The sequence below is a fragment of the Streptomyces sp. NPDC088354 genome, assembly GCF_044753585.1.
Lineage (GTDB): Bacteria > Actinomycetota > Actinomycetes > Streptomycetales > Streptomycetaceae > Actinacidiphila.
This window is the reverse complement of record NZ_JBIVNJ010000015.1, coordinates 32,574-57,733: the sequence shown is the minus strand read 5'-3', so window position 1 is coordinate 57,733 and position 25,160 is coordinate 32,574. Positions and strand designations below refer to the sequence as shown.

At 73.4% G+C, this 25,160-nt stretch carries 19 protein-coding genes and 2 pseudogenes; 7 read left to right on the top strand and 14 right to left on the bottom strand.

From position 1 onward, the window contains the following. The first annotated feature begins 107 nt into the window (after positions 1-107). The 4 genes from speB to ACIP98_RS22325 all read left to right on the top strand — a co-directional run bounded on the left by speB (position 108) and on the right by ACIP98_RS22325 (position 8,333). Entirely contained in the window at positions 108-1,070 is a 963-nt protein-coding gene (gene speB / locus ACIP98_RS22340) for an agmatinase (protein WP_401977623.1), read from the top strand. Next, on the top strand, positions 1,067-2,671 hold the full coding sequence (locus tag ACIP98_RS22335; protein WP_401977622.1) for a thiamine pyrophosphate-binding protein: 1,605 nt from the start codon (positions 1,067-1,069) through the stop codon (positions 2,669-2,671). The genes speB and ACIP98_RS22335 overlap by 4 nt, the downstream gene beginning before the upstream one ends. Positions 2,672-2,882: 211 nt before the next feature. Beyond that, positions 2,883-6,746, top strand: a complete 3,864-nt coding sequence (locus ACIP98_RS22330; protein ID WP_319661589.1) for an ABC transporter ATP-binding protein — start codon at positions 2,883-2,885, stop codon at positions 6,744-6,746. A gap of 165 nt (positions 6,747-6,911) precedes the next feature. Continuing rightward, positions 6,912-8,333 (top strand): S28 family serine protease, encoded by a 1,422-nt coding sequence (locus tag ACIP98_RS22325; RefSeq protein ID WP_401977620.1) that lies wholly within the window; start codon positions 6,912-6,914, stop codon positions 8,331-8,333. Positions 8,334-8,345: 12 nt separating this feature from the next. Here the strand turns inward: ACIP98_RS22325 and ACIP98_RS22320 are convergent, their stop codons facing one another. The 7 genes from ACIP98_RS22320 to ACIP98_RS22290 all read right to left on the bottom strand — a co-directional run bounded on the left by ACIP98_RS22320 (position 8,346) and on the right by ACIP98_RS22290 (position 16,002). Beyond that, positions 8,346-8,972, bottom strand: a complete 627-nt coding sequence (locus ACIP98_RS22320; RefSeq protein WP_319661510.1) for a hypothetical protein — start codon at positions 8,970-8,972, stop codon at positions 8,346-8,348. 97 nt (positions 8,973-9,069) lie between these two features. Further along, positions 9,070-10,866 carry a glycoside hydrolase family 3 protein gene (locus tag ACIP98_RS22315; RefSeq protein ID WP_401977618.1) on the bottom strand — a complete coding sequence of 599 codons (1,797 nt, stop codon included), beginning with the start codon at positions 10,864-10,866 and terminating at the stop codon, positions 9,070-9,072. Between the two features lie 92 nt (positions 10,867-10,958). Beyond that, positions 10,959-11,996, bottom strand: a complete 1,038-nt coding sequence (locus ACIP98_RS22310; protein WP_401977617.1) for a hypothetical protein — start codon at positions 11,994-11,996, stop codon at positions 10,959-10,961. A gap of 4 nt (positions 11,997-12,000) precedes the next feature. Continuing rightward, on the bottom strand, positions 12,001-12,912 hold the full coding sequence (locus tag ACIP98_RS22305; protein ID WP_319661506.1) for a LysR family transcriptional regulator: 912 nt from the start codon (positions 12,910-12,912) through the stop codon (positions 12,001-12,003). Positions 12,913-13,069: 157 nt separating this feature from the next. After that, positions 13,070-13,870, bottom strand: coding sequence for a sugar phosphate isomerase/epimerase (locus ACIP98_RS22300; RefSeq protein WP_319661505.1), 801 nt, complete (start codon positions 13,868-13,870; stop codon positions 13,070-13,072). Between the two features lie 10 nt (positions 13,871-13,880). After that, positions 13,881-14,789, bottom strand: a complete 909-nt coding sequence (locus ACIP98_RS22295; RefSeq protein ID WP_401977615.1) for a GNAT family N-acetyltransferase — start codon at positions 14,787-14,789, stop codon at positions 13,881-13,883. A gap of 106 nt (positions 14,790-14,895) precedes the next feature. Further along, complete coding sequence (locus ACIP98_RS22290) at positions 14,896-16,002, bottom strand: LacI family DNA-binding transcriptional regulator (protein WP_401977614.1); 1,107 nt, start codon at positions 16,000-16,002, stop codon at positions 14,896-14,898. Positions 16,003-16,160: 158 nt separating this feature from the next. On the opposite strand from ACIP98_RS22290, the gene ACIP98_RS22285 reads away from it, so the two are divergent. The 3 genes from ACIP98_RS22285 to ACIP98_RS22275 are packed head-to-tail and all read left to right on the top strand — an operon-like array spanning position 16,161 to position 18,354. Beyond that, entirely contained in the window at positions 16,161-16,328 is a 168-nt protein-coding gene (locus tag ACIP98_RS22285) for a hypothetical protein (RefSeq protein ID WP_319661597.1), read from the top strand. Then, positions 16,325-17,500, top strand: coding sequence for a dihydrodipicolinate synthase family protein (locus tag ACIP98_RS22280; protein WP_401977612.1), 1,176 nt, complete (start codon positions 16,325-16,327; stop codon positions 17,498-17,500). Before ACIP98_RS22285 ends, ACIP98_RS22280 begins: the two co-directional genes overlap by 4 nt. Before the next feature lie 2 nt (positions 17,501-17,502). Beyond that, positions 17,503-18,354 (top strand): sugar phosphate isomerase/epimerase family protein, encoded by an 852-nt coding sequence (locus tag ACIP98_RS22275; RefSeq protein ID WP_401977610.1) that lies wholly within the window; start codon positions 17,503-17,505, stop codon positions 18,352-18,354. A 276-nt stretch (positions 18,355-18,630) separates the two neighbouring features. On the opposite strand, the gene ACIP98_RS22270 is transcribed toward ACIP98_RS22275, so the two are convergent. The 7 genes and pseudogenes from ACIP98_RS22270 to ACIP98_RS22240 form a co-directional block, all read right to left on the bottom strand. Next, positions 18,631-19,074 (bottom strand): DUF937 domain-containing protein, encoded by a 444-nt coding sequence (locus ACIP98_RS22270; RefSeq protein WP_319661500.1) that lies wholly within the window; start codon positions 19,072-19,074, stop codon positions 18,631-18,633. A 66-nt stretch (positions 19,075-19,140) separates the two neighbouring features. Beyond that, positions 19,141-19,530 (bottom strand): D-ribose pyranase, encoded by a 390-nt coding sequence (gene rbsD, locus ACIP98_RS22265; protein WP_401977609.1) that lies wholly within the window; start codon positions 19,528-19,530, stop codon positions 19,141-19,143. Then, on the bottom strand, positions 19,527-20,429 hold the full coding sequence (gene rbsK / locus ACIP98_RS22260; RefSeq protein ID WP_401977608.1) for a ribokinase: 903 nt from the start codon (positions 20,427-20,429) through the stop codon (positions 19,527-19,529). Before rbsK ends, rbsD begins: the two co-directional genes overlap by 4 nt. A 43-nt stretch (positions 20,430-20,472) precedes the next feature. Then, positions 20,473-21,321: pseudogene (locus ACIP98_RS22255) on the bottom strand (D-ribose ABC transporter substrate-binding protein); the annotation flags it as partial. Between the two features lie 140 nt (positions 21,322-21,461). Beyond that, positions 21,462-22,435, bottom strand: a pseudogene (locus ACIP98_RS22250) (ABC transporter permease); the annotation flags it as partial. After that, positions 22,425-23,954 (bottom strand): sugar ABC transporter ATP-binding protein, encoded by a 1,530-nt coding sequence (locus ACIP98_RS22245; RefSeq protein WP_319661588.1) that lies wholly within the window; start codon positions 23,952-23,954, stop codon positions 22,425-22,427. The pseudogene ACIP98_RS22250 and the gene ACIP98_RS22245, both read right to left, overlap by 11 nt. A 26-nt stretch (positions 23,955-23,980) precedes the next feature. Further along, positions 23,981-24,994 (bottom strand): LacI family DNA-binding transcriptional regulator, encoded by a 1,014-nt coding sequence (locus tag ACIP98_RS22240; protein ID WP_319661497.1) that lies wholly within the window; start codon positions 24,992-24,994, stop codon positions 23,981-23,983. Positions 24,995-25,160 lie beyond the last annotated feature (166 nt).

Sequence of the window (25,160 nt, the reverse complement as noted above, 5' to 3'; positions counted from 1 at the left end):
GGGTGTGTGCGGCAGGTTCCCGCCCAGGGCAGTGAACGGACCGTTGCGGCCGGATCATTGGCAAAGCGACCAGAACGCATCAAGCGGATGAAAGCAGGCAGTCACCCATGAGCAGCAGCGCACCGCGCGGTCCCGTCGACTCCTCCCGTACCCCGCGCTACGCCGGGCCCGCCACCTTCGCGCGGCTGCCGCGCCTCGACGAGGTGGGCAGCACCGACGTCGCCGTGGTCGGTGTCCCCTTCGACGCGGGCGTGTCCTACCGCCCCGGCGCCCGCTTCGGCGGCAACGCGATCCGCGAGGCCTCGCGCCTCCTGCGCCCCTACAACCCGGCGCAGGACGCCTCGCCCTTCGCGCTCGCCCAGGTCGCGGACGCCGGTGACATCGCCGCCAACCCGTTCGACATCAACGCGGCCGTCGAGACCGTCCAGGCCGCCGCCGACGACCTGCTCGACACCGGCGCCCGCCTGATGACCCTCGGCGGCGACCACACCATCTCCCTGCCGCTGCTGCGCGCCATGGCCCGCAAGCACGGCCCCGTCGCGCTGCTGCATTTCGACGCGCACCTCGACACCTGGGACACCTACTTCGGCGCCGAGTACACCCACGGCACCCCCTTCCGCCGCGCCGTCGAGGAGGGCATCCTCGACACCTCCGCGCTCTCCCACGTCGGCACGCGCGGCCCGCTCTACGGCAAGCAGGACCTCACCGACGACGAGAAGATGGGCTTCGGCATCGTCACCTCGGCCGACGTCTACCGGCGCGGCGCCGACGAGGTCGCCCAGCAGCTGCGCGAGCGCATCGGCGACCGCCCCCTGTACATCTCCGTGGACATCGACGTCCTCGACCCCGCCCACGCCCCCGGCACCGGCACCCCCGAGGCCGGCGGCATCACCTCCCGCGAGCTGCTGGAGATCCTGCGCGGTCTGGCGTCCTGCCGGATGATCTCCGCCGACGTCGTCGAGGTCGCCCCCGCGTACGACCACGCCGAGATCACCAGCGTCGCCGCCTCCCACACCGCGTACGAGCTCACCACGATCATGACCCGGCAGATCGCGGCCGACCGCGCGTGAACCACAGGAACGGAGGCGACCTGGTCACCGAGTCCCTGTCGGCGCTCGGTGCGACCACCGTCTTCGGTCTGCCCGGGCAGCACGCGCTCGGCGCCTTCGACGCCCTGCGGCGCTCGACGCTGGAGTACGTCGGCCTGCGCGTCGAGAACAACGCGGGCTTCGCGGCCGACGCGTACGCCCGCGTCACCGGCAGACCCGCCCCGCTGCTGGTCTCCACCGGACCCGGCTCGCTGATGACGCTCGCCGCGCTCCAGGAGTCGGCCGCCGCGTCGGTGCCGGTCGTGGCCGTCGGCAGCCAGGTGCCGGTCGCCGGTCTCGGCGGCGGCCGCCACGGCCACCTGCACGAACTGACCGACCAGCAGGCGTCGTTCCGCGACATCGTCAAGTCCGTGCACACCGTGCGCACCGCCTCCCAGATCCCCTCGGCCCTCGCCGCGGCCTGGGAGGCGGCGCTCACCGCGCCCTGCGGGCCGGTGTGGGTGGAGATCCCGCAGGACGTGCTGCTCGCGCCGGTCACCGTCCCGCCGGTCGCGGCACTGGCGGTCGATCCCCGGCCGCCGCGCCCGCGTCCGGAGCTGATCGCGGAGGCGGCCGCGCTGCTCTCGCGCGCCGAACGGCCGGTCGTCCTGGCCGGCGGCGGTGTGGTCCGCTCCGGTGCGGGCGCCGAACTCCTCGCGCTCGCCGAGAAGCTGGACGCCCCGGTGGCCTGCACCTTCGGCGGCAAGGGCGGCTTTCCCTGGGAGCACCCGCTGTCGCTGCGCAGCTGGCTGGAGGACCGGCACACCACCGACTTCCTGGAGGCCGCCGACGTCCTGCTGGTGGTCGGCTCCGGACTCGGCGAACTCTCCTCGAACTACCACACGTTCCGTCCACGCGGCCGGGTGATCCAGATCGAGGCCGATCTCGGCAAGCTGGAGTCCAACCACCCGGCCCTCGGCATCCACGCCGACGCCCGCCTCGCCCTGGGTGCCCTCGCCGAGGCGGCCGGCGAGCGGCGCGACCCTCGGGCGGCCCCGGCGGTGGCCGGGGTGCTGGAGCGGATCAGGGCGCGCCTGGACGGTCAGGACCTCGGCCTGGAACAGCGTGTGCTGGCCGCCGTGCGGGACGCCCTCCCCGAGGACGCGCCCAGCTTCTGGGACATGACGATCCTGGCCTACTGGGCGTGGTCGGCGTGGCCCGGCGCGATGCACTCCGCCCAGGGCGCGGGCGGCCTCGGCTACGGCTTCCCCTCCGCACTGGGCGCGGCCACCGCGGACCGCACCCGGCCGGTGCTGGCCGTCTCGGGCGACGGCGGCGCCATGTACTCGATCGCCGAACTCGCCACGGCCCGGCAGTACGACCTGCCCGTCACCTGGCTCGTCGTGGACGACGGCGGCTACGGCATCCTGCGCGAGTACATGACCGACGCCTTCGGCGAGGCCACCGCGACCGACCTGGCCCGGCCCGACTTCGCCGCCCTGGCCGAGTCCTTCGGCGTCCCCGGCGTCCGTACGACCCCCGAGCGGCTGCGCGACGACCTCGCCGACGCGCTGGCCGCCCCCGGGCCCTCGGTGGTGGTCCTCCCGGCACTGCTGCGGATGTTCGCGCCGACGCACCGGTAGGCGGAGCCGGTCACGCGGCCGCACGCCCCGCGGGTGCGGCCGCGCCGCCGCCGTCGGCCGGTCACCGGCGGCTGTCGCGGTCGCGGTCGCGGAGAGTCCGCCGGGACCGACCGCTGTCGGACCTTCGACGTAGCTTTGTTTCGGGAGGATGAAATCCGCACATCGGGGCGTTGTGATCCTCCGGCGGAGAAGAACCGACGAGAGGACCGTGGTGGCGGCGAAGGACGACGAGGGAAAGAGCGGCGGAGCCGGGCCGGGATGGTTGCGCCGGCTGACGGGTTACACCTGGCGGTACCGGCGGAACGTCCTGCTCGCACTCGGCTCGTCGCTCGGCGGCATGGCGGTGATGGCCCTGGTGCCGCTCGTGCCCAAGATCATCATCGATGACGTGATCGTCAAGCACGACAAGCCGCTCGCGCCCTGGGCGGCCGTGCTGATAGCCGCCGCCGTCGTGGTCTACGTACTGACCTTCGTGCGGCGCTTCTACGGCGGCCGGCTCGCCCTCGACGTGCAGCACGACATGCGCACGGAGATGTTCCACTCGCTCACCCGGCTCGACGGCGTGCGCCAGGACGAACTCAACACCGGCCAGGTCGTCGGCCGGGCCACCAGTGACCTCCAGCTCATCCAGGGCCTGCTCTTCATGGCCCCGATGATGATCGGCAACGTCCTGCTGTTCGTGATGTCGCTCGTCGTCATGCTCGTGCTCTCGCCCCTGCTGACGGTGATCGCCCTGGCCGTCGCCCCCGCCCTGTGGTTCCTGGCCGACCGCAGCCGCAGGACGCTGTTCCCCGCCACCTGGTACGCCCAGGGGCAGGCGGCGGCGGTCGCCGGCATCGTGGACGGCTCGGTCACGGGCGTCCGCGTGGTCAAGGGCTTCGGCCAGGAGCAGCAGGAGATGTCCAAGATGCGCGCGGTCAGCGAGCGGCTGTTCGCGGGCCGGCTGCGCACGATCCGCCTCACCGCGCGCTACAGCCCGGCGCTGCAGGCCGTCCCCTCGCTCGGTCAGGTCGGCATGCTCGCGCTGGGCGGCTGGATGGCGGTGCGCGGCCAGATCACGCTCGGCACCTTCGTCGCCTTCTCCACCTATCTCGCGCAGCTCACCGGCCCGGTGCGGATGCTCACCGTGATGCTCACCGTCGGCCAGCAGGCCCGGGCCGGCGTCGAGCGTGTCACCGAACTCATCGACACGCGGCCCAGCCTGCGGGAAGGCTCAGGGGAACTGCCCCGCGAGGCGGCGGCCACCGTCGAGTTCGACCACGTCAGCTTCGGCTACGACCCGGCCCGCCCGGTGCTGGACGACTTCTCCCTCAGCGTCGCCCCCGGCGAGACCGTGGCGGTCGTCGGCGCCTCGGGCAGCGGCAAGTCCACCGTCTCGCTGCTGCTGCCGCGCTTCTACGACGTCACGGGCGGCGCGGTGCGCGTCGGCGGTGAGGACGTGCGCGAGCTGACCTTCGACTCGCTGCGCGACGCCATAGGCCTCGTGCCCGAGGACAGCTTCCTGTTCTCCGACACCGTGCGCGCCAACATCGCCTACGGCCACCCCGACGCCACCGACGAGCAGGTCCTCGCCGCGACCCGGCACGCGCAGGCCCACGGGTTCATCTCGGCCCTTCCCCAGGGCTACGACACCGTGGTCGGCGAACAGGGCCTGACCCTGTCCGGCGGCCAGCGCCAGCGCGTGGCCCTCGCCCGCGCGATCCTCACCGACCCCCGGCTGCTCGTCCTGGACGACGCCACCTCGGCGGTCGACGCCCGCGTCGAGGCCGAGATCCACGACGCCCTGCGCGAGGTCATGGCGGGCCGCACCACGCTGCTGATCGCGCACCGCCGGTCCACCCTCGCGCTCGCCGACCGCATCGCCGTCCTGGAGGCCGGACGGCTGGTCGACATCGGCACCCACGAGGAACTGCAGGAGCGGTGCGCGCTGTACCGCCGGCTGCTGACCGACCCCGACGAGCTCGGCGCCGACGTCGTGACCCACGACCCGGCCGGCGAGATCGCGGCCGCCGCGTCCCCGTGGCCGGGGGAGGGCGCGATCACCGGCCTGCTCGACCGCCCCGACCACCCTGACCGTCCTGCCGTCCCCGACGTGCCGCCGGCCGGCGGCGTCACCCCCGAGCTGTGGCCCGAGGACCGCCGCCACCGCGACGAGACGACCGACCGCAGGAGCGCGGTGCCCGCCGGGGCCGCCGCCCGCGGCGGCCCCGGCGGCATGGCCTCGGCCATGGCCGGCATGCCCGCCACGCCCGAACTCCTCGCCCAGGTCGCCGCGCTGCCGCCCGCCGACGACGTCCCGGACATCGACGAGAAGGCCGCCGCGGACGTCGACAAGGACTTCGGCCTGCGCAGCATGCTGCGCGGCTTCCGCGGCCCGCTGCTGTTCAGCCTGCTGCTGGTCGCCGTGGACGCGCTCGCGGGACTGCTGCTGCCGGTCCTGATCCGGCACGGCATCGACTCCGGCGTCCGGCAGACCGCGCTCGGCGCGGTCTGGGCGGCCTCGCTGCTCGGCCTTGCCGTCGTCGCCGCGCAGTGGGCCGCGCAGTGGGGCTCCACCCGCCTGACCGGCCGCACCGGCGAGCGGGTGCTCTACACGCTCCGCGTGAAGATCTTCGCGCATCTGCACCGGCTCGGGCTCGACTACTACGAGCGCGAGCTGAGCGGCCGGATCATGACCCGGATGACCACCGACGTCGACGCCCTGTCGACGTTCCTGCAGACCGGCCTGGTCACCGCGCTGGTCAGCCTGCTCACCTTCGTCGGCATCTTCGTCGCGCTCCTTGCCATCGATGTCGAGCTGGCCCTGATCGTCTTCGCCACGCTGCCCGTGCTGCTGGTGGCCACCTGGGTGTTCCGCCGCAGGTCGGTCAAGGCGTACGAACTGGCCCGCGAGCGGGTCAGCGTCGTCAACGCCGACCTGCAGGAGCACGTCGCCGGGCTCCGGGTCGTGCAGGCCTTCCGCGGCGAGCGCGGCGGAGCGAAGCGGTTCGCGGGCCGCAGCGACGCCTACCGCCAGGCGCGGGTGCGCGGCCAGTGGCTGATCTCCGTGTACTTCCCCTTCGTGCAGCTGCTGTCCAGCGTGGCCGCCGCCCTGGTGCTGATCGTGGGCGCGCACCGGATCGGCGCGGGCACCCTCACCGCCGGTGCCCTGGTGGCGTACCTGCTCTACATCGATCTGTTCTTCTCCCCCGTGCAGCAGCTCTCCCAGGTCTTCGACGGCTACCAGCAAGCGTCGGTGTCCCTGGGCCGCATCCGCGAGCTGCTGCGCACCCCGACGACGACCCCGCCCGCCCGGGCACCGCGCGAGGTGGGCCGGCTGCGCGGCGAGATCGCCTTCCGCGACGTGCACTTCCGCTACGCCGAGGACGCCGCCGAGGCGCTGGCCGGCGTCGAACTGCGGATCCCCGCCGGGCAGACGGTCGCCTTCGTCGGCGAGACCGGCGCGGGCAAGTCCACCCTGGTCAAGATGGTCGCCCGGTTCTACGACCCCACCTCGGGCGCGGTGCTCGTCGACGGCGAGGACATCCGCGAACTCGACCTGACCGGCTACCGGCAGCGGCTCGGCGTCGTCCCGCAGGAGGCGTACCTCTTCGAGGGCACGGTCCGCGACGCCATCGCCTACGGGCGCATGGACGCCACCGACGCCGAGGTGGAGGCCGCCGCGCGCGCTGTCGGCGCCCACGAGATGATCGCCACCCTCGACGGCGGCTATCTGCACACCGTCTCCGAGCGCGGGCGCAACCTCTCCGCCGGACAGCGTCAGCTGATCGCCCTGGCCCGCGCCGAACTGGTCGACCCGGACGTGCTGTTGCTCGACGAGGCGACCGCCGCCCTGGACCTGGCCACCGAGGCCCTGGTCAACCAGGCCGCCGACCGGCTCGCGGTGCGCCGCACCACCTTGGTGGTGGCCCACCGGCTGACCACCGCCGCCCGCGCCGACCGGGTCGTCGTCATGGACCACGGCCGGGTGGTCGAGGACGGCACGCACGAGCAACTCCTGGCCGCCGACGGCCGGTACGCCGCGCTGTGGCGCACCTTCGTCGGCGAGGACGAGAGCAGCGAGGCCGTGGCCTGACCCCCGCGCGGGCGGCCCGCGCCGGTCGTCGACCCCGCCCGCCCGTACGAACGCGGCCCGGACCCCTGTGGTCCGGGCCGCGTTCTGCTGTCAACGCCCCCTGGCGGCAGGCGAGTTCCCCCTCATAGGTTCACGGGGACGTCCGTCGACCCCGAAGGAGGGGGCATGCGCACCGCGCTCAGATGGCTGCTCGCGCTCATGCTGCTCATCGGCACCGTCGGTGGCCCGGTCGCCACCGCGACCGCCAGCGAGCCCGGCATCCCCGACATCAAGGACCGCATCCTGGCGATACCCGGGATGAGCCTCATCGAGGAGAAGCCGGTCACCGGCTACCGCTTCCTCGTCCTGAACTACACCCAGCCGGTCGACCACCGGCATCCGTCCCGGGGCACCTTCCAGCAGCGGATCACCGTGCTGCACAAGTCCGAGGACCGGCCGACCGTCTTCTACACCTCCGGCTACGGCCTCTCCACGACACCCTCGCGCCGTGAGCCGACGCAGATCGTCGACGGCAACCAGGTCTCCATGGAGTACCGGTTCTTCACCCCGTCCCGCCCCGAGCCCGCCGACTGGTCCAGGCTCGACATCTGGCAGGCCGCCAGTGACCAGCACCGCATCTACCGCGCCCTGCGGACCATCTACTCCCGGCACTGGCTCGCCACCGGTGCCAGCAAGGGCGGGATGACGGCCACCTACTACCGCCGCTTCTACCCGCACGACATGGCCGGCACGGTCGCCTATGTGGCCCCCAACGACGTGGTGAACGACGAGGACTCGGCGTACACCCGCTTCTTCCGGACCGTGGGCACCGCCGACTGCCGGGCGCGCCTGAACGCCGTGCAGCGCGAGGCGCTGGTGCGCCGCGACGAGATCGTGGCCCGCTACCAGAAGTACGCCGACGACAACGGACTGACCTTCACCACCGTGGGCAGCGCGGACAAGGCCTACGAGAACGTTGTCCTCGACCTGGTGTGGGCGTTCTGGCAGTACCACCTGGCGTCCGAGTGCGCGGACGTCCCCGCGCCGAGCGCGTCCACCGACGCGATCTACTCCTTCGTCGACAGCGTCTCCGGTTTCGACTTCTACACCGACCAGGGCCTGGAGTACTACACGCCGTACTACTACCAGGCCGGCACCGAACTCGGCGCGCCCACCTTCGCCACCCCGCACCTGAAGGGCCTGCTGCGCTATCCGGGCATCTACCAGCCGCGCTCGTACGTGCCGCGGTCCATCCCGATGCGCTTCCGCCCCGACGCGATGCGCGACGTCGACCGCTGGGTGCGGCACCACGCCGACCGCATGCTCTTCGTCTACGGGCAGAACGACCCCTGGGGCGCCGAGCCCTTCCGCCCGGGCAGGGGCACGCACGACGCCTACGTGATGTGGGCGCCCGGCGCGAACCACGGCGCGGTGATCGGCGCACTGGGCGCGGCCGACAAGGCGAAGGCCACCGCCGAGGTGCTCCAGTGGGCCGGGGTCGCCCCCGCCGCCGTCACAGCCGACCCCGGCAGGGCCAAGCCGCTGGCCGCGTACGACGCGCGGCTCGACCGGCGCACCGGCGCAGAGAACGGCACGCTGCGGCCCTGACCGGCGCGCGCGTCACAGCCGGCGGGCGCACCCCACGCCCGCCGGCCCGCCGCCCACCCGGACGTACAGCACCGTGTCCTTCGGGCAGGCGGCCCGGGTGGAGGCCAGCCGGACCACCCGGTACTGCGGCTTGTGCGCCCCGGAGCCGTCGCAGTTGGTCTCCTTCACCTCGTGGTGCCGTGAGGTGTACACGCAGTCGCCCGCGATGGTGCGCGGTCCGCCGCCCTCGCCCGGGTCGCCCGGGTGGGGGGCCATCAGATTGCGCATGCAGGCGTAGCCCTGCGGCTGGGCGGCGCTGACGGTCAGGAGGAAGTCGGTGGTCGCGGGGCAGCGGTCGCCGGGCCGTGCGGCGTCCTTCGACGAGGGTGACGGCGAGGCGGGCAGCAGCCCGTACAGGCGGGTGACCACACGGGCCAGGGCGGCCGGGTCGTCACAGGGGATCTCGCGGTAGGAGCCGACCGGGTCGCTGGTCGCGCACTCGTCCTGGGCGAGGAAGACCCCGTCCTGCGTGGTCGGCGTGGTGCTCGGGCCGGCGGCGCTGCTGCCGGTCCCGCCGGGGCTCGGCGTGCAGGACGCCAGCAGCACGGCGAGCAGCCATGCCGCGCCCAGCAGCTGCCCCGAGATCGTCTGAATGCGCACGGCGGCCCCCCACCACTTCCCCCGGGCGACGTGCCCCCTTTGGGGAGGATAGGGGGTCGGGACCGGTTCCGGGAGGGGCCGCCGTGCGCGCTCCATCTCAGTACCCCAGACCCCACCCGACGGGATAGAGGTCGCGCGTCGGTTCGTCCGCCCGGACCACCGCCACCGGCAGCTTCCCGCCCGGCCGTACGCGGCCCGCCAGCACCCGTGCCGCCGCCCGCATGGACACGTCCGTCCACCCGTAGGTGGCGAGTGCCGCCGCCGTCCCGTCCAGCCGCGCGACGTCGTACGGGTTGCGGATCGCGATCTGCACCACCGGCACACCGGTGGCTGCCAGCGCCCGCACCAGGGCGATCTGCCGGTCCGTGGCGGCGGTGACGTTGTACGTGGCCACGACCACCGCGTCGGTGCCGCGCGCCGCGGCCACCGCCGCGTCGATCGCCGCCTGGCCGGGCGCGGTCCCGGTGGACAGCGCCTGGGCCCGGTGCCCGAGCGCGGTGAGCGCGGCCGCCAGCACGGCGGTGGGCGGCCCTCCGGTGCCCGACGGCGCCGCCGGATCGGCGCCGACGACCAGCAGGCGGCGCCGGGCGGGGAGCGGCAGCGTGCCGTTGTTGGCCAGCAGCGTGACCGTGCCGTCGGTGATCCGGTCCGCGGCGGCCAGGTGGGCGCGGGTGCCGACGACCCGGTCCACGCCGCGGTGGGTGACGTAGGGGTGGTCCAGCAGGCCCCTGCGCTCCTTGAGGGTCAGGATGCGCACCAGCGACTGATCGATGCGTTCCTCGGTCAGCTCGCCGGAGCGCACCGCGGCCAGCACGCCCTGCCACGCGGTCTCCAGCAGAGGCGGGTTGAGCAGTTGGTCGACACCCGCCTTGAGGGCGAGCACGGGGACGCGGTCGTCCCCGTACTTCTGGCGCACGCCCTCCATGCCGAGGGCGTCGGTGACCACCACGCCGTCATAACCCATCTCCTCGCGGAGGATGCCGGTGAGGATCGGCCGGGACAGTGTCGCGGGGTCGCCGGAGTCGTCGAGCGCCGGCACCAGGATGTGCGCGGTCATGATCGAGTCGATGCCGGCGGCGACGGCGGCCCGGAACGGCGGCGCGTCCAGGCGCCGCCACTCCTCCAGCGAGTGCGTGATGACCGGCAGTTCGAAGTGGCTGTCGGTGCCGGTGTCGCCGTGCCCGGGGAAATGCTTGGCGGTGGCGACGACCCCGGCCCCCTGGTAACCCGCCACCTGGGCGGCCACGAGCGAGGCCACGGCCTTGGGGTCGGCGCCGAAGGACCGTACGCCGATGACCGGGTTGGCGGGGTTGACGTTGACGTCGGCGACCGGCGCGTAGTCCTGGTTGATGCCCATGGCCGCCAGCTCGGCTCCCGCGACGGCGGCCGCGGTGCGGGCGTCGCGCACGCTCCCGGCGGCGCCGAGCGCCATCCCGCCCGGGAAGAGCGTGGCGGGCGAGCCGACGCGGGTGACCGCGCCGTGCTCCTGGTCGGTGGAGATCAGCAGGGGGATGCGGGAGGCGCGCTGGATCCCGTTGGACAGGTCGGCGATCTGGTGCGGGTCACGGGTGTTGTGGGCCCACGCGAAGTAGATGATGCCGCCGACGTGGTACTTGGCGATGAGCTCGGCGGCGTTGGAGACACCGATCTCGGCCTGATTGGCCGCCACGTCGGCGGGGTCGGGCGCGGTGGCCGAATGGCCGTACACCCGCATCACGAAGAGCTGGCCGATCTTCTCCTCGATGCTCATCCGGTCGATGATCGCGCGGACGCGTCTGCGGTCGTGCGCCGCGGCCGCGCTCGCGGTGCCCGGGGTGCCGACGGCGAGGGCGGTGGAGGCGGCCGCGGCGGCGCCGAGGACGGCACGGCGGGACGGACGGGGAGGGCTGTGCATGACGGACTCCTTCCGGCAGGAGGAGACGGGACATGTCGAAGGCGGGGTTGAAAGAAACCTTCAAGCAGACACGCTTAGCCGGAAAGTTATTGTCAGTCAATGAGGCGGGCACGCTCCGGCACCAAGGAGGACGCCACCGCGAGGACCGCGGTCCAGTGCTGCGCCTGGATGCAGCGGATCGTCTCGTCCCCGGTCGTGGCCGCCGACACGCCCTGCCGGCTGATCATCAGCCAGGCGTCGGTGGGCCGGCAGCCGGTCAGCGAAAAGGCGAAGCGCCGCTCGCCCGGCCGGGACGGGCGCGCCGCCAGCTGACCGCGCACGGTCCTGGCGTCCTTGGGCGACAGCCGGGCGAGGAAGGCGTCGAGCTGCCGGCCCGAGGTCACCTCGGCGTTCCGCGCGCCGCGCGCGGGCTCCCCGCCGTCCAGCCGGGCGAAGGCCACGGTCCGGCCCGGACCGGCCGGGTCGGGCTGCGGGTTCTGTTCCTGGGCGAAGCGCGGATGCGCGGGCATCCGGTCGCGGGGCACCTCGAAGACGGTGACGACCTGATGGGCCGCGAAGCACTCGCGCGGCGGGGGCGGCTGGTCGATCCCGAGCACCAGCCGGTCGCCGCTGCGGAAGAGCAGCGCGTCCGTCGCGGCGCTGCAGCCGGTCGTGCGGTTCCAGGCGACCAGCACATTCCGCGAGAAGTCCGTGTCGGCGGCCCGCTTGGCGATCTCGGCGCCCACCGCGGGATCGGACGCGGCGAACCAGCCCGGGAACCGGGACAGATCGCGTTCGTCGTGCAGCACCGTGTGCAGCGCCGGGGCCCGGACCGCCGAGGAGAAGTACACCCGGCGCGAGGCGATCCCGCCCTGACGGGGCGTCGAGGGCGAGACGGACACAGAGGGGGAGGGGGAGGCGGGGGGCTTGGGGTCGGACGTCGGCGAGACGATGCCGGACGACGCGGGGCCGCCACCGGTGCTGTCGGAGGGGGGCGCACCGGTGGCGGACTGCTGCCGGCCGCAGGCGGCGGAGAGGGTTGTCAGCGACGCAGCCAGCAGCGTGACCGACACCGCCTTGCGGAGACTCATCAGCAGCACGTGGGTTGGACGGGACGCGGCCCGGAACGGTTCCCTGCGTGTGGAGGACATCCGCCTATGGTCGGGCACCCACCTGCGGGTAGTGAGCCCGCAACACGCGGACGGTCTCACTGATGGCCGGACGTCGTGACGCTCCCGTGCGCCACAAGGCGTACAGCCGCCGCACCGGCGCCGGCTCCAGCGGCATCACGGCCACGCCCGCGGGCACCGGCCCGCGCCCGAGCCGGGGCACGAGCGCGATCCCCATTCCGGCGGCCACCAGTTCCAGCTGCGTCTGGTACTCGGCGACCTGGAAGGCGAGGTCGGGCTCGCTGCCCAGTTCCCGCAGGGTCCGCATCAGCCATTCGTGGCAGACGTGCCCCGGCGGCTGGCAGATCCACCGCTGATCGGTCAGGTCCTCGCGCGCCAGCGGGCCCCGGGCCGCCAGCGGATGCCCGGCGGGCACCAGGATGTCGCAGCGGTCCTCGCCGATCACCACCCGCTCCAGCCCCTCGGGGGCGGGCAGGGGCGCGATGTCCCAGTCGTGCACCACGGCCAGGTCGACCACGCCGCGCGCCACCAGGTCGACGGCCCGGTGCGCGCCCTCCTCCAGCATCCGCAGCTCCAGCGACGGGTGGGCGGCGGCCAGTTCGGCGAGCACGCCGGGCATCAGCCCGCGCGCAGCGGTGGGGAAGGCCGCCGCCGTCAGCCGCCCGGTCGGCTTGCCGCGCCGCTCCTCCAGGGCGACCTCCGCCCGCTCGACGATGGTCATCAGCTCCTGAGCCGTCTCGGCCAGCAGCTGTGCCGCCTCGGTCAGCGCCACCCCGCGGCCCTGCCGCTCCAGCAGTGTGGTGCGGGTCTCCCGCTCGAGCTTCGTGATCTGCTGCGAGACCGCGGAGGCGGTGTAGCCGAGGGCGGTCGCCGCCGCGCCGACGGAGCCGTGCACATGCACCGCGTGCAGTGCCCGCAACCGGGCCAGGTCCAGCATCCGTCCACCTCGTCGTTCAGGGATTCCGCATCGGTACGCGCAGCGACAGGCGCTTTCGCTGAAGAGTCGCTGGTGCCGAAGGATACGGCGGCCGGTGCGGGGCCGGTGTGACCGGCGCCTCCCGCCCGGGTCGCCCGGACCGCCGGCGGCGGGTGGGTCAAGCCGATTCGCCGAGCAGCCCCAGCAGATGGGAGCGGCCCCGTGACAGCAGCTCCGGAAGCGCCCGCACCTGCGGGTACCAGCGGCGCTCGTACTCCCAGCACAGCCAGCCGTCCCAGCCGGCCCGGCTGAGCACCTCCACCGTCCCGGCGAGCGGCACCGTGCCGTGACCGAGCGGGACCGGGGTGGTGTCCTGCGCCGAGGAGACGTCCTTGACCTGGACGTAGCCCAGGTACGGCGCCAGCACCGGGTAGGTGTACTCGGGCTGCTCCCCGGCGAGCCACGGGTGCAGTACGTCCCAGAGGGCGCCCGTGCTGTGATGGCCCACAAGGCCGAGGACCCGGGCCACGTCCGCGCCGGTGCGGTGCGAGTCGTGGGTCTCCAGCAGCAGACGTACGCCCAGGTCCGCCGCCTCCGGCGCCACGGCGGCCAGGCGGCCGGCCGCGCGGGTGTCCGCGGCGTCCGGGGCCGACCCGTTCCCCGCGCCCGGGAACACCCGCAGGTGCGGTGCCCCGAGGCCGGCGGCGAGCCGCACGTGGTCGCGCAGTGCGCGCAGCACGGGTTCGTCCTCGCCCGGCGCGGCCACCTGCACGTAGGAGGCGACCGCGACGATCCCGACCCCCGCGGAGCGGAACTCCCCGCGCACCGAGGCCCGCTCGCGCTCCGTCAGGCCCGCGTGCACCGGCTCGTCGTGACCGGCCCGCAGCTCCACGCCGTGCCAGCCGTGCTCGGCCGCCAGCCGGGCCACGTCCGCCATGGGCAGCCCGGGCACGCCGAGGGTCGAGAACGCGAGCTTCACTTTCCGGACGTTACAGCACCATTCGCCAGTCCTGCCCGACGAGATCCTTGCCGAAGCTGTGGTGCGGCTTCTGTCCGACCAGCTCGAATCCGGCCGCCTGGTAGATCCGGCGGGCCGAGGTCAGCACGTCGTTCGTCCACAGCACCAGCTCGCGCCGGCCGGTCTCGCGGGCGAAGAGCACACAGGCGTCGACCAGGGCCCGGCCGATGCCGTGGCCGCGCGCCGCGGGGTCCACCAGCAGCAGGCGCAGCCGGGCCGTGCCGGGGTCCTCGTCGCGCACGCAGAAGACGCAGCCGGCCCGTTCGCCGTCCAGTTCGGCGATCCACGCGCGCTCGTGGCCGTCGGCGACGATCCGGGCGACGAGCGTCTCGTACTCGGCGTTCCAGCCGAACTCCTCGGCGTAGACCTCCGCGTTGCGCTGCACCACCCAGCCGAGATCGCCCGGACGCGGCCCGCGCAGCAGGACCCGCCCCGCTTCCGGTGCGGAGGCGGTCGCGGAGGCGCCGCCGAGGACCTCGCGGACCGTGCGCATGGCGCCGGTCAGCCGCGCGCGGTCGCGCGGGGCCAGGCCGCCGACCAGGGCCGAGACCGCGTCCCGCGAACGCTCCTCCAGCAGCCCGGCCGCCGCGCGGCCGTTTGGTGTCAGGTCCACCCGCTGCCGCCGGGCGTCCCGCTCCGAGGGGGTCCGGGTGACCAGCCCCCGCTGCTCGAAGGCGGCGAGCATGCGGCTGAGCTGCCCGGCGTCCACGGACAGCGCCGCCCGCAGGTCGGCGGCGTCGAGCCCGTCGGCGTGGGCGAGTTCGTACAGGACGCGGGCCTCGGTGAGCGTGTACGGGGTGTGCAGATGGCGGCTGTAGTCCAGCGCCCCGATGAGATTGGTGTAGAAGCGGTTGAACGCCCTGATCTCCTGAACGGTCACGGTGCCGGCACCCCTCCCGGGAAAATCTTTGACTCAGTCAAAGGTATTCCGCCGTGGGGCACCGCGCCAGGGGCGCGGGGCGTGCCGTCGTGCGGGCCCCGGGCCGCTACGCGTCCCGTCGCGGCGGCGCGGTCGAGGCCCGCACCATGAGTTCCGTGCGGATGGTCGCGAGCCCCCCGGGCGGCGGTGACTGACGTCCCATCACCAGGCGTCCGGCGCGGGCCCCGGCCTCCTGGAGCGGGATCCGCACGGTGGTGAGCGCGGGCGAGGCGTCGGCGCTGAAGGGCAGGTCGTCGTAGCCGGCCACGGAGACGTCCTCCGGGATGCGCAGCCCGCGTTCGCGCAGGGCGGCGCAGACCCCCAGCGCGACGCTGTCGTTGGCGGCGAGGACCGCGGTGAGGCCCGGCTCGCGGCGCAGCAGTTCGTGGGCGGCGTCGTAGCCGGAGGAGCGGTCGTAGTAGCCGTGCACCGTGAGGCGTTCGACGTCAGCGGCGGGGCCGGAGAGGCCGGCCCGCGCGAGGGCCGCGCGGTGGCCCTCCAGTCGGTGCCGCGTGGTGGTCCGGTCCGCGGGGCCCGCGACGTAGCCGATGGTGCGGTGGCCCAGGGCGAGCAGGTGCTCGGTGAGCCGCTGGGCGCCGCCGCGGTTGTCGAAGGCCACGGTCACGACGGCGCCGCCCGCGGCGCCCCGCAGGTCGGTGAGTTCGGGCAGCGGTGGCCGGCCGCACAGGACGATCCGCGTGCCGGAGGCGGCGAGCCGGGACAGCCGGGCGGCGACGGCGGCGGAGTGCTCGGTGCCCTCCACCGCGCCGCCGGTGAGTACGACCCCTGCCGCGCGCTGACGTTCCAGCAGGGTGAGGTAGTTGAGTTCCGCCTCGGGCGAGCCCCCGGTGTTGCAGACGACGGCGAGCTTCCCGGCGCCCGCGGGCATCGCCCCGGGGCTGTCCGGCCCGCCGCTGATCTCAGCCTGCACGGCGCTGGCGATCAGCCCGAAGAAGGGGTCGGCGACGTCGTTGACGAGCACGCCGACCAGGTCGGAGGTGGCGGCGGCGAGCGCGCGGGCGTGGCCGTTGACGACGTAGTCCAGGTCGTCGACGGCCCGCAGCACGCGCTCACGGGTGTTCCCCGCGACCGGGTAGTTGCCGTTCAGCACGCGCGACACGGTTGCGGCGGACACTCCGGCGTGCGCCGCAACGTCGGCCAGGGTCACTGCCATGCGTCTGCTTCCTCCGGGTCGGTCGTGCTCCCGGGCCGGTGGCCCGTGGCGGCACATGCTCTCATTCCGGAGCCGCGCGAGGAGCGGGTCCGGCCCGGTCCGAAGGCCAGAAAGCGCTATCTGTCGGAAGGTGGTGCTTCTTGTCGATTGTCGTGGCGATGGCTAGCGTGAGGGGCGAGGAAGCGCTTGCTGTCGCCCGGTGCCCCCTCGACGAGCCCTGGGCCCGGGACCCGCGGGCCGGCGCCCGCGGTGCGCAGCTCGCCGAACTCGCCCTGAAGTCCTCGGCCGAGGGCCGCCGTCCCGACGTACCGGAGCTGATGCCGTGACGACCATTCACCTGCCCGTGGCCTCGGGGGAGTTGCGGCCGTACGAGCCGCGCACCGCGCCCGCCGCCCACTTCTCCGCCCCGGCCGACGCCACCCCGTCGCGCAGCCGCACGGTCTACGCGGCGGCGCACGTCGTCGCGGACCCCTTCCGTACCGCCCCCGGCCTGCCGGCGGCCGTCGACTGGGACGCGACCCTCGCCTTCCGCCGCCACCTGTGGTCGCACGGGCTCGGGGTGGCCGAGGCGATGGACACCGCGCAGCGCGGCTCGGGACTGGACTGGGCGGCCGCGGCCGAACTGGTCCGCCGCTCCTGCGCCGAGGCCCGGGCCGCCGGCGGCCGCATCCTGTGCGGTGTGGGCACCGACCAGCTTCCGGTGACGGAGATCGGCTACCCCTACAGCCTGGACGACGTCCGCCGGGCCTACGAGGAGCAGCTCGCGCTCGTCGAGGACGCCGGCGGGCGGCCGGTGCTGATGGCCTCCCGCGCCCTCGCCGCGGTCGCCAAGGGACCCGAGGACTATCTGGAGGTGTACGGCCCCGTCCTGCGGCAGACCGCGCACCCTGTCGTCCTGCACTGGCTCGGGCCGATGTTCGATCCGGCGCTGGAGGGCTACTGGGGCAGCGCCGACCTGGACGCCGCCACGCACACCTTCCTGGAACTGATCGCGGCGCACCCCGGCAAGGTCGACGGCGTCAAGATCTCCCTGCTCGACGCGGAGCGCGAGATCGGGCTGCGCCGCCTGCTCCCGGACGGCGTGCGCTGCTACACCGGCGACGACTTCCACTACCCCGAGCTGATCGCCGGTGACGACCAGGGCTTCAGCCACGCCCTCCTCGGCATCCTCGACCCGCTCGCGCCCGTGGCCGCCCACGCCCTCCGCGCGCTGGACGCAGGTGATCCGGCCGCCTTCCGCTCGCTGCTCGACCCGACCGTCGAGCTGGCCCGGCACCTGTTCGGGCCGCCCACCCGGCACTACAAGACGGGCGTCGTCCTGCTCGCCTGGCTGGCCGGTCACCAGGCGCACTTCACGATGCTCGACGGTCTCCACTCGGCACGCTCCCTTCCCCATCTGGCCCGCGCGTACGAACTGGCCGACCGCATCGGCCTGTTCCCGGACCCGGCGCTCGCCGGATCCCGCATGCGGAACCTCCTCTCCGTGTACGGAGTGTGACAGTGGGTACTGACAACCGGCCCCCGGACGGCCTCGCGCGGCTCAGCGTCAACCAGGAGACCGTGCGCCAACTCGCCCTGCCCGAACTGGCCGAGCACCTGACCGCGCGTGGCGTGCCGGGCGTCGGCCTGTGGCGCGGACCGGTCGCGGAGTACGGCGCGGAGGCCGCCGCGAAACTCTTCCGTGACGCGGGGCTCACGGTCACCTCGCTGTGCCGCGGCGGCTTTTTCACCGCGTCCGACCCGGAGGAGCGGGCTGCCGCGCTCGCCGACAACCGCTCGGCGGTGGACGAGGCCGCGACCCTGGGCACCGGAACGCTCGTGCTGGTCTCCGGCGGCCTTCCGGCCGGTGAGCGGGATCTCGGCGCGGCCCGCGAGCGCGTCGCCGACGCCGTGGCCGAACTCGCCCCGTACGCCGGCGGGCGCGGCGTCCGGCTCGCGATCGAGCCGCTGCACCCGATGTTCGCCTCGGACCGCTGCGTCGTCTCGACCCTCGCCCAGGCCTTGGACATCGCCGAGCGCTTCCCCGCCGAGCAGGTGGGCGTCGTCGTGGACACCTACCACCTGTGGTGGGACGACCTCGCCGGCCGGGACATCGCGCGGGCGGGGGAGGGCGGCCGCATCGCCTGCTTCCAGGTCGCCGACTGGATCACGCCGCTGCCCGAGGGGGTGCTGCTGGGGCGCGGGCAACTCGGCGACGGCTGCGTCGATCTTCGGGGGTTCCGCGAACGGGTGGACGCGGCCGGATTCGCCGGGCCCGTCGAGGTCGAGATCTTCAACCCGGCCCTGTGGGACCGCGACGGCGGGGACGTACTGGATGAAACCATCGCAAGATACCGCGCCCATGTGCGGTGAACCGGGCTCCGGGGGCCGTTCCGGAGGCGATCGGAAAACTTTGAAATTTCTTCCCGACGGCGTGCAACCATCCCCCGGGCTCGCGGGTCTATGTAGCGTCAAGACCCTGAGGGGGGCCTCGTAGGGGTCTTGAGTGAGGGGGAGGCGCGGTGTCCGGAGGGGGTTCGGGACGCCACGCAGAGGGAGGGGAACGCCTAAGGGGTCCGGCTCAGCCGGACCCCTTACGCCGTTCCCGGGTCGTTCCGGCCCCGCGCCCCACGAGTCGTCCGGGGAGGGTCAGCGCTTCTCCCGGGCGCGCCGGGCCAGTACCGCCGCGACCACCGGAATGATCGACTCCAGTGCCTCGGCGACCGCCTGCTCCGGCAGCCCGGTCCGCTTGGCCACCGCCCGCGCCGCCGGCGCGGCGACCTTCGTCAGGACCGCCACGAGGGCCCCGCCGCCGTTCCCGCCCTTCGCACCGCCCTGCACCCCGGCGAAGCCGGCGGCCGCGGCGGGCAGCGGTTCGGTCTCGTTCGCCGCCTGCTCCATGGCCTGGCACAGTTCGGCCGTACCCCCGGGGGTCACGGCGTCGTCGGTCAGCACACCGGTGAGCGAGGCCACGGAACCGCCCACGACCTGCAGCGTCTCGTCGGCGTCGGTACCGAGCAGCGCGGCGATCCCGCGGAGCCGATCCTCGCCCAGCTCCTCCAGCACCTCGTCCTTCAGCGGTCGATCGCTCATGCTCCGGACGTTAGTTGTGAAACGCCCGCTCGGCCCGCCGACCGCATCCGGACGGATGTACCCCTCTCAGAAGGGGACACCGCAGCGCAGGATGACATTGGCGTAGGGGCGCGCCTCCCCGGTGCGGACGACGAGCCGGGCCTGGTGCGTGAGGGTCTTGAAGTCCTCGTGGGAGACGAGTTCCAGGTTCGGGAAGGCCTCCTCGAGCTGCGCGGTGACCTCGGGGTTGTGGTCGCGCACCTCCTTGGCGGCGACGGCGCCCTCGATCACCAGCTCGTCCTGCAGCCCCCTCAGCACCTCGGCGAACGAGGGCGTCCCGGCGCGGAAGGCGAGATCGACGACGACGGGGCCGGGCGGTATCGGCAGGCCCGCGTCGCAGACGACCACGAGATCGGTGTGGCCGAGCGCGGCGAGCGCGCCTGCCAGGTGGCGGTTGAGGATTCCGGACTTCTTCACAGCTGTTCCGTCTCGTCGAGGGTGGGGAAGGACTCCTGCGCACCCGCCTTGGTGACGGCCACGGCCCCGACACGCACCGCGAACCGCACTGCGGTCTCCAGGTCGTCGCCGGCGCCCAGCCGCCAGGCCAGCGCCCCGGTGAACGCGTCACCGGCACCCGTGGTGTCGACGGCCTCCACCCGCACGCTGGGCACGTGCACCGCACCGTCGGTGGTCGCCGCCAGGGCGCCGCCGGCGCCCAGGGTGACGACCACCGAGCGCGGCCCGAGGGCCAGCAGCCCCCGCGCCCAGTCCTCGGGGGCGGCCCCGGCGTCCTGGCCCAGCAGGAAGCGCGCCTCGTGCTCGTTGACCACGAGCGGATCGCAGCCCTCCAGCACCTTCGGCGGCAGCGCCGCCGGCGGCGACGGGTTGAGCACCACCCGTGTGCCGGCCTCCGTGGCCGCCGCGACCACGGCGGCCACGGTCGCGGCCGGGATCTCCAGCTGCAGCGACACCACGGGGGCGGCGGCCAGCAGCTCGTGCGCCCCCGCCACATCGGCCGTCCCGAGGCGCCCGTTGGCGCCCGGCGAGACGACGATGCTGTTGTCGCCGGAGGGGTCCACCGTGATCAGCGCGACCCCGGTGGGGGTGTCGCCGATCAGGATGCCGGAGGTGTCGACGCCGGCCGATCTCAGCGACCCGGTCAGCATGCGCCCGTGCGCGTCGTCGCCGACCCGCGCCAGCAGTGCCGTGCGCGCGCCCAGCCGGGCCGCGGCGACGGCCTGGTTGGCGCCCTTGCCACCCGGGTGGGTGGCCAGGTCGGAGCCGAGGACGGTCTCGCCCGCCGCCGGGCGACGGTCGACGTGGATCACCAGGTCGGCGTTGGCCGACCCTACGACCAGCAGGTCGTAGCCGTGCATCTTTGTGTTCCCTTCGCGGATTCGGCCGTAGCGGTGCGTCGCGTCAGGACGTGAAGTCCGCGACGTTCTGCTTCGTGACGACCTTGACCGGCACCTTCACCAGGGTCGGGAGCTTGTCGCCCTTGGCGGCCTTCACGGCGTTCTGCACGGCCAGCTTGCCCAGTTCGCTGGGCTGCTGCGCCACGGACGCGGTGAGCGTGCCCGCCTTGACCGCGGTCAGGCCGTCGGGGGTGCCGTCGAAGCCGACCACCTTGACGGTCTTGCCGGCCTTGGAGCCGAGCGCCTTGATGGCGCCGAGGGCCATTTCGTCGTTCTGGGCGAAGACGCCGGTGACGTCGGCGTGCGCCTGCAGCAGGTTGGTCATGACGTCCAGGCCCTTGGTGCGGTCGAAGTCGGCGGCCTGCTCGGCCACCACCTTGATGCCGGGGTAGGCCTTGATGCCCTCGTCGAAGCCCTGGCCGCGCTCGTTGGCGGCGGAGGTGCCCGCGGTGCCCTGGAGCACGACCACGGTGCCCTTGCCGCCCAGGGACTCGGCCAGCGTCTTGGCGGCCAGGCGCCCGCCCTCGACGTTGTCCGAGGCGACGGTGGTCGCCAGGTCGGCCTTGTTGACACCGCGGTCGGCGGCGACGACGGGGATGTTCGCCTTGTTGGCGGCCTTCACCGAGGGGCCGGCCGCGTCGGAGTCCACCGGGTTGACGATGATCGCCTTCACGTTCTGGCTGGTGAAGTTCTGCAGTTGGTTCGCCTGCTGCGACGCGTCGTTCTGCGCGTCGGTCACGGTCAGGTTCACGCCCTCCTTCTTCGCCTCGGCCTGGGCGCCCGACTTGAGCTGGACGAAGAAGGGGTTGTTGAGGGTGGAGACCGACAGGCCCACCTTCGTGCCGGAGGACGAGCCGGAGCCGGAGTCGCAGGCGGCGGCGGTGAGGGCGAGGGCGCTGACGGCGACAGCGGTGACCGTGATCTTCTTGATACGCATCGGTGGTTCCTTGCGGGTGTGATGAGGCAGGTGAGCGGAAGTGCGGCGCGCGGCGTCAGCCACGGCGGCGCAGGGTGTCCAGGAGGACCGCCAGGGCAATGACGACGCCGATCACGACCTGCTGCCAGAAGGCGGAGACCGACAGCAGGTTGAGGCCGTTGCGCAGCACGGCGAGGATCAGCGCGCCGATCAGGGTTCCGGAGGCCTTGCCGACGCCGCCGGAGAGGCTGGCGCCGCCGATGACGACCGCGGCGATGGCGTCCAGTTCGTAGCCGTAGGCCGCCTGAGGCTGCGCCGAGGCGAGCCGTGAGGCCAGGACGATGCCCGCGACGGCCGCGAAGAGGCCGGACAGGCCGTAGATGATGAGCTTCTGCCGCTTGACGCGGATGCCGGAGAGGCGGGCCGCCTCCTCGTTGCCGCCGATCGCGTACATGGCGCGGCCCATGTAGGTGCGGCCCAGGATCACGGCCGTGGCGACGCCCGCGACGATCATGACCAGCACGGGCACCGGCAGCCAGCCGCCGATGGTGTCGCCCAGGTGGGAGACGGAGTCCGGGAAGGCGATCGGGCTGCCCTGGGAGATGACCAGGGTCAGGCCGCGGCCGATGGAGAGCATCGCCAGGGTGGCGATGAAGGGCGGCAGCTTGCCGAAGGAGACCAGCAGGCCGCTGAGCAGACCGCTGGCCACACCGGTGGCCACGGAGAGCACGACCGCCAGCCACACCGGCAGGCCCGCGGAGCTCGCGCTCCAGGCCAGCACCGTCGCCGACAGGGCCGCGACGGAGCCGACCGACAGGTCGATGCCGGCCGCGACGATCACAAAGGTGGAGCCGAAGGCGAGGATCGCCACGACGGCAGCCTGGACGCCGACATTGAGCAGGTTCTGCGTGCTCAGGAAGTCGCCCGACATGAACGACAGTGCCACGAGCAGGACGACCAGGGCGCTGAGGGCGCCGTTGTTGAGGAGCACGCGGCGAGCCGCGGCGACGCCACCCGTGTCCGTAGTCTTCTTGAGCGTGTCAGTGGCCACGGGAGCCCTCCACATCCTTCTTCGTCGCAGTGGTGTTGCCGTTGTCGTTGTCCGCGGTGCCCGCGCCGACGGCGAGGGCCATGACGGAGTCCTGGGTCGCCTGGTCAGCGGGGAGTTCGCCGGCGATCCGGCCCTGGGACATCACCAGGACGCGGTCGCTCATGCCCAGTACCTCGGGGAGGTCGCTGGAGATCATCAGCACGGCGTGGCCGGAGGCCGTGAGCCGGTTGACGAGCTGGTAGATCTCCACCTTGGCGCCGACGTCGATGCCCCGGGTGGGCTCGTCGAGGATCAGCACCTTGGTGTCGGCCAGCAGCCACTTGCCGATGACGACCTTCTGCTGGTTGCCGCCGGACAGGGTGCGGACGTGCTGCTGGAGGCCGGCCATGCGCACCTTGAGCTGCCCCGAGATGCGGTCGGCGTCCTTGCGCTGGCCCGCCCGGTCGATGAAACCGGCGCGGGTGGCGCGGCCGAGGGTGACCAGGCCCAGGTTCTCCTGGACGCTGGCGTCCAGGACCAGGCCCTGGCCCTTGCGGTCCTCGGGCACCAGGCCGATGCCCGCGTCCATGGCGGCGTTGACGTCGTGCCGGCGCAGCCGCTTCCCGAGCACCTCGACGGTCCCGGAGTCGTAGGGGTCGGCGCCGAAGACCGCGCGCACGACCTCGGTGCGCCCGGCGCCGACGAGCCCGGCCAGGCCCACCACCTCGCCGGCCCGCACCTCGAAGCTCACGTCCTGGAAGACGCCGCCGCGGGTGAGGCCCTCGACCCGCAGCAGCGGCGCGCCGGCGTCGGAGCGCTCGCGCGGGTACTGCTGGTCGATGCTGCGTCCGACCATGAGGCGGACCAGCTCGTCCTCGGGGGTGGCGGCGGGGACCTGCGCGACGCTGCGCCCGTCGCGCAGCACCGTCACACGGTCGCCGAGCGCGGCGATCTCCTCCAGGTGGTGGGTGATGAAGACGATGCCGACGCCGTCCGCGCGCAGCTGGCGGACGATCGCGAAGAGCTTCTCGACCTCCTCGCTGGTGAGGACCGCGGTCGGCTCGTCCATGATCAGCACCCGGGCGTCCAGGCTGAGCGCCTTGGCGATCTCCACCATCTGCAGGCGCGCGATGCCCAGTTCCCCCACCGGGGTGCGCGGGTCGACGTCCACTCCGACGCGCTTCAGCAGCGTGGCGGCGTCGGCGTTCATCTTCCTGCGGTCCAGCAGACCGAAGCGGCGCGGCTGGCGGCCCAGGAAGATGTTCTCCGCCACGCTGAACGTGGGGACGAGGTTGAACTCCTGGTAGATGGTGGCGATGCCGAGCCGTTCCGCGTCCTGCGCGCCGTGGATGCGCACCTCTTGGCCGTCCACGAGCAGGCGCCCCCCGTCCGGGCGGTTGGCGCCGGACAGCATCTTGATGAGGGTGCTCTTGCCCGCGCCGTTCTCGCCGAGCAGGACGTGCACTTCACCGCCGTGCAGGTCGAAATCGACGCCGTCGAGGGCGACCACGCCGGGGAAGACCTTGCGGACTCCCTCCATGCGGAGGATCTCGGGGCTGGTCGTGCTCAACGGGGGCTCCCTTCGGACGCGCCGCTGGAGCGGCGCACTACGAGGCGGGCGGAGACGGTGACCGACGGCGCCGGTCTGCCTTCCACCCGGTCGATCAGCGAGCGCACGGCCGCCCGGCCGAGTTCGCCCGTGGGCTGGGCTATCGCCGTGATCGGCGGATCGGTGTGGACGAACCACGGGATGTCGTCGAACGCGGCGAGCGCGATGTCCTCCGGCACACGCAGGCCGCGGGCGCGGATCTCGTCCATGGCGCCGAGCGCCATGAGGTTGTCCGCGGCGAAGACGGCGTCCGGCGGGACCGGGAGGTCCAGGAAGCGGGCGGTGGCCCGGCGGCCGCTGTCCGCTTGGAAGTCGCCCTGCCCGATGTAGTCGTCGGGCAGGGCGAGGCCGAATGCCTCGAGCGCGTCGCGGAAGGCGCGCACGCGCTCGCGGCCGGTGGTGGTGGCGGCCGGACCCGAGATGATCGCCAGCCGCCGGTGCCCGAGGGCGTGCAGATGGGCGACCAGGTCGCGGACCGCTTCGCAGCCGTCGGTGCGGACCACGGGCACGTCGTTGCCGATGCCGGGGATCCACCGGTCGACGAAGACCATGGGGGTGCCGGCGAGCACCGCGTCCATGATCAGCGGCGACCCGCCGTCCGTGGGGCTGACCAGCAGGCCGTCGATCCGGCGGTCGAGGAGCGTACGGATGTGGTGGTCCTGCTGGTCCGGCCGCTCGTCGGCGTTGCCGATGATCACGCTGTAGCCGAGCGCCCGGGCCTCGTCCTCGACGGAGCGGGCGAGCTCGGTGAAGAACGGGTTCAGCACGTCGCTGATGACCAGTCCGAGCGTGCGCGTCTGATCGGTGCGCAGTGACCGGGCCACCCCGTTGGGGCGGTAGCCGAGTTCGGCCACCGCCTCGAGCACCCGGGTGCGGGTGTCCGGGCGGACCGCGGGGTGGTCGTTGAGCACGCGGGACACCGTCGCGACGGATACGCCGGCGCGGGATGCCACGTCCTTGATGCTCGCCACCGTCCACCTCCTCGTGGAATCGATTACAAGGAGGATTGGAATCGATTACATGCGCCAGAACAAGACCACGAAACCGGATCGTTACATTCCAGGCCCTTGCGTGGGCGGAGTTGTCCACAGGCCCGGCGGTGCTGTCGGCGCGGGACGGTACCTTCGGAACACAGCT

What these genes read in the sequence shown, in the direction of transcription:
- ACIP98_RS22285 (WP_319661597.1), top strand. Translation starts at nt 16,161, where the DNA reads ATGGCTAGCGTGAGGGGCGAGGAAGCGCTTGCTGTCGCCCGGTGCCCC.
- ACIP98_RS22325 (WP_401977620.1), top strand. Translation starts at nt 6,912, where the DNA reads ATGCGCACCGCGCTCAGATGGCTGCTCGCGCTCATGCTGCTCATCGGC.
- rbsK (WP_401977608.1), bottom strand. Translation starts at nt 20,429, where the DNA reads ATGCACGGCTACGACCTGCTGGTCGTAGGGTCGGCCAACGCCGACCTG.
- ACIP98_RS22270 (WP_319661500.1), bottom strand. Translation starts at nt 19,074, where the DNA reads ATGAGCGATCGACCGCTGAAGGACGAGGTGCTGGAGGAGCTGGGCGAG.
- ACIP98_RS22290 (WP_401977614.1), bottom strand. Translation starts at nt 16,002, where the DNA reads ATGGCAGTGACCCTGGCCGACGTTGCGGCGCACGCCGGAGTGTCCGCC.
- speB (WP_401977623.1), top strand. Translation starts at nt 108, where the DNA reads ATGAGCAGCAGCGCACCGCGCGGTCCCGTCGACTCCTCCCGTACCCCG.
- ACIP98_RS22315 (WP_401977618.1), bottom strand. Translation starts at nt 10,866, where the DNA reads ATGCACAGCCCTCCCCGTCCGTCCCGCCGTGCCGTCCTCGGCGCCGCC.
- ACIP98_RS22305 (WP_319661506.1), bottom strand. Translation starts at nt 12,912, where the DNA reads ATGCTGGACCTGGCCCGGTTGCGGGCACTGCACGCGGTGCATGTGCAC.
- ACIP98_RS22310 (WP_401977617.1), bottom strand. Translation starts at nt 11,996, where the DNA reads ATGTCCTCCACACGCAGGGAACCGTTCCGGGCCGCGTCCCGTCCAACC.
- ACIP98_RS22245 (WP_319661588.1), bottom strand. Translation starts at nt 23,954, where the DNA reads ATGGAGGGAGTCCGCAAGGTCTTCCCCGGCGTGGTCGCCCTCGACGGC.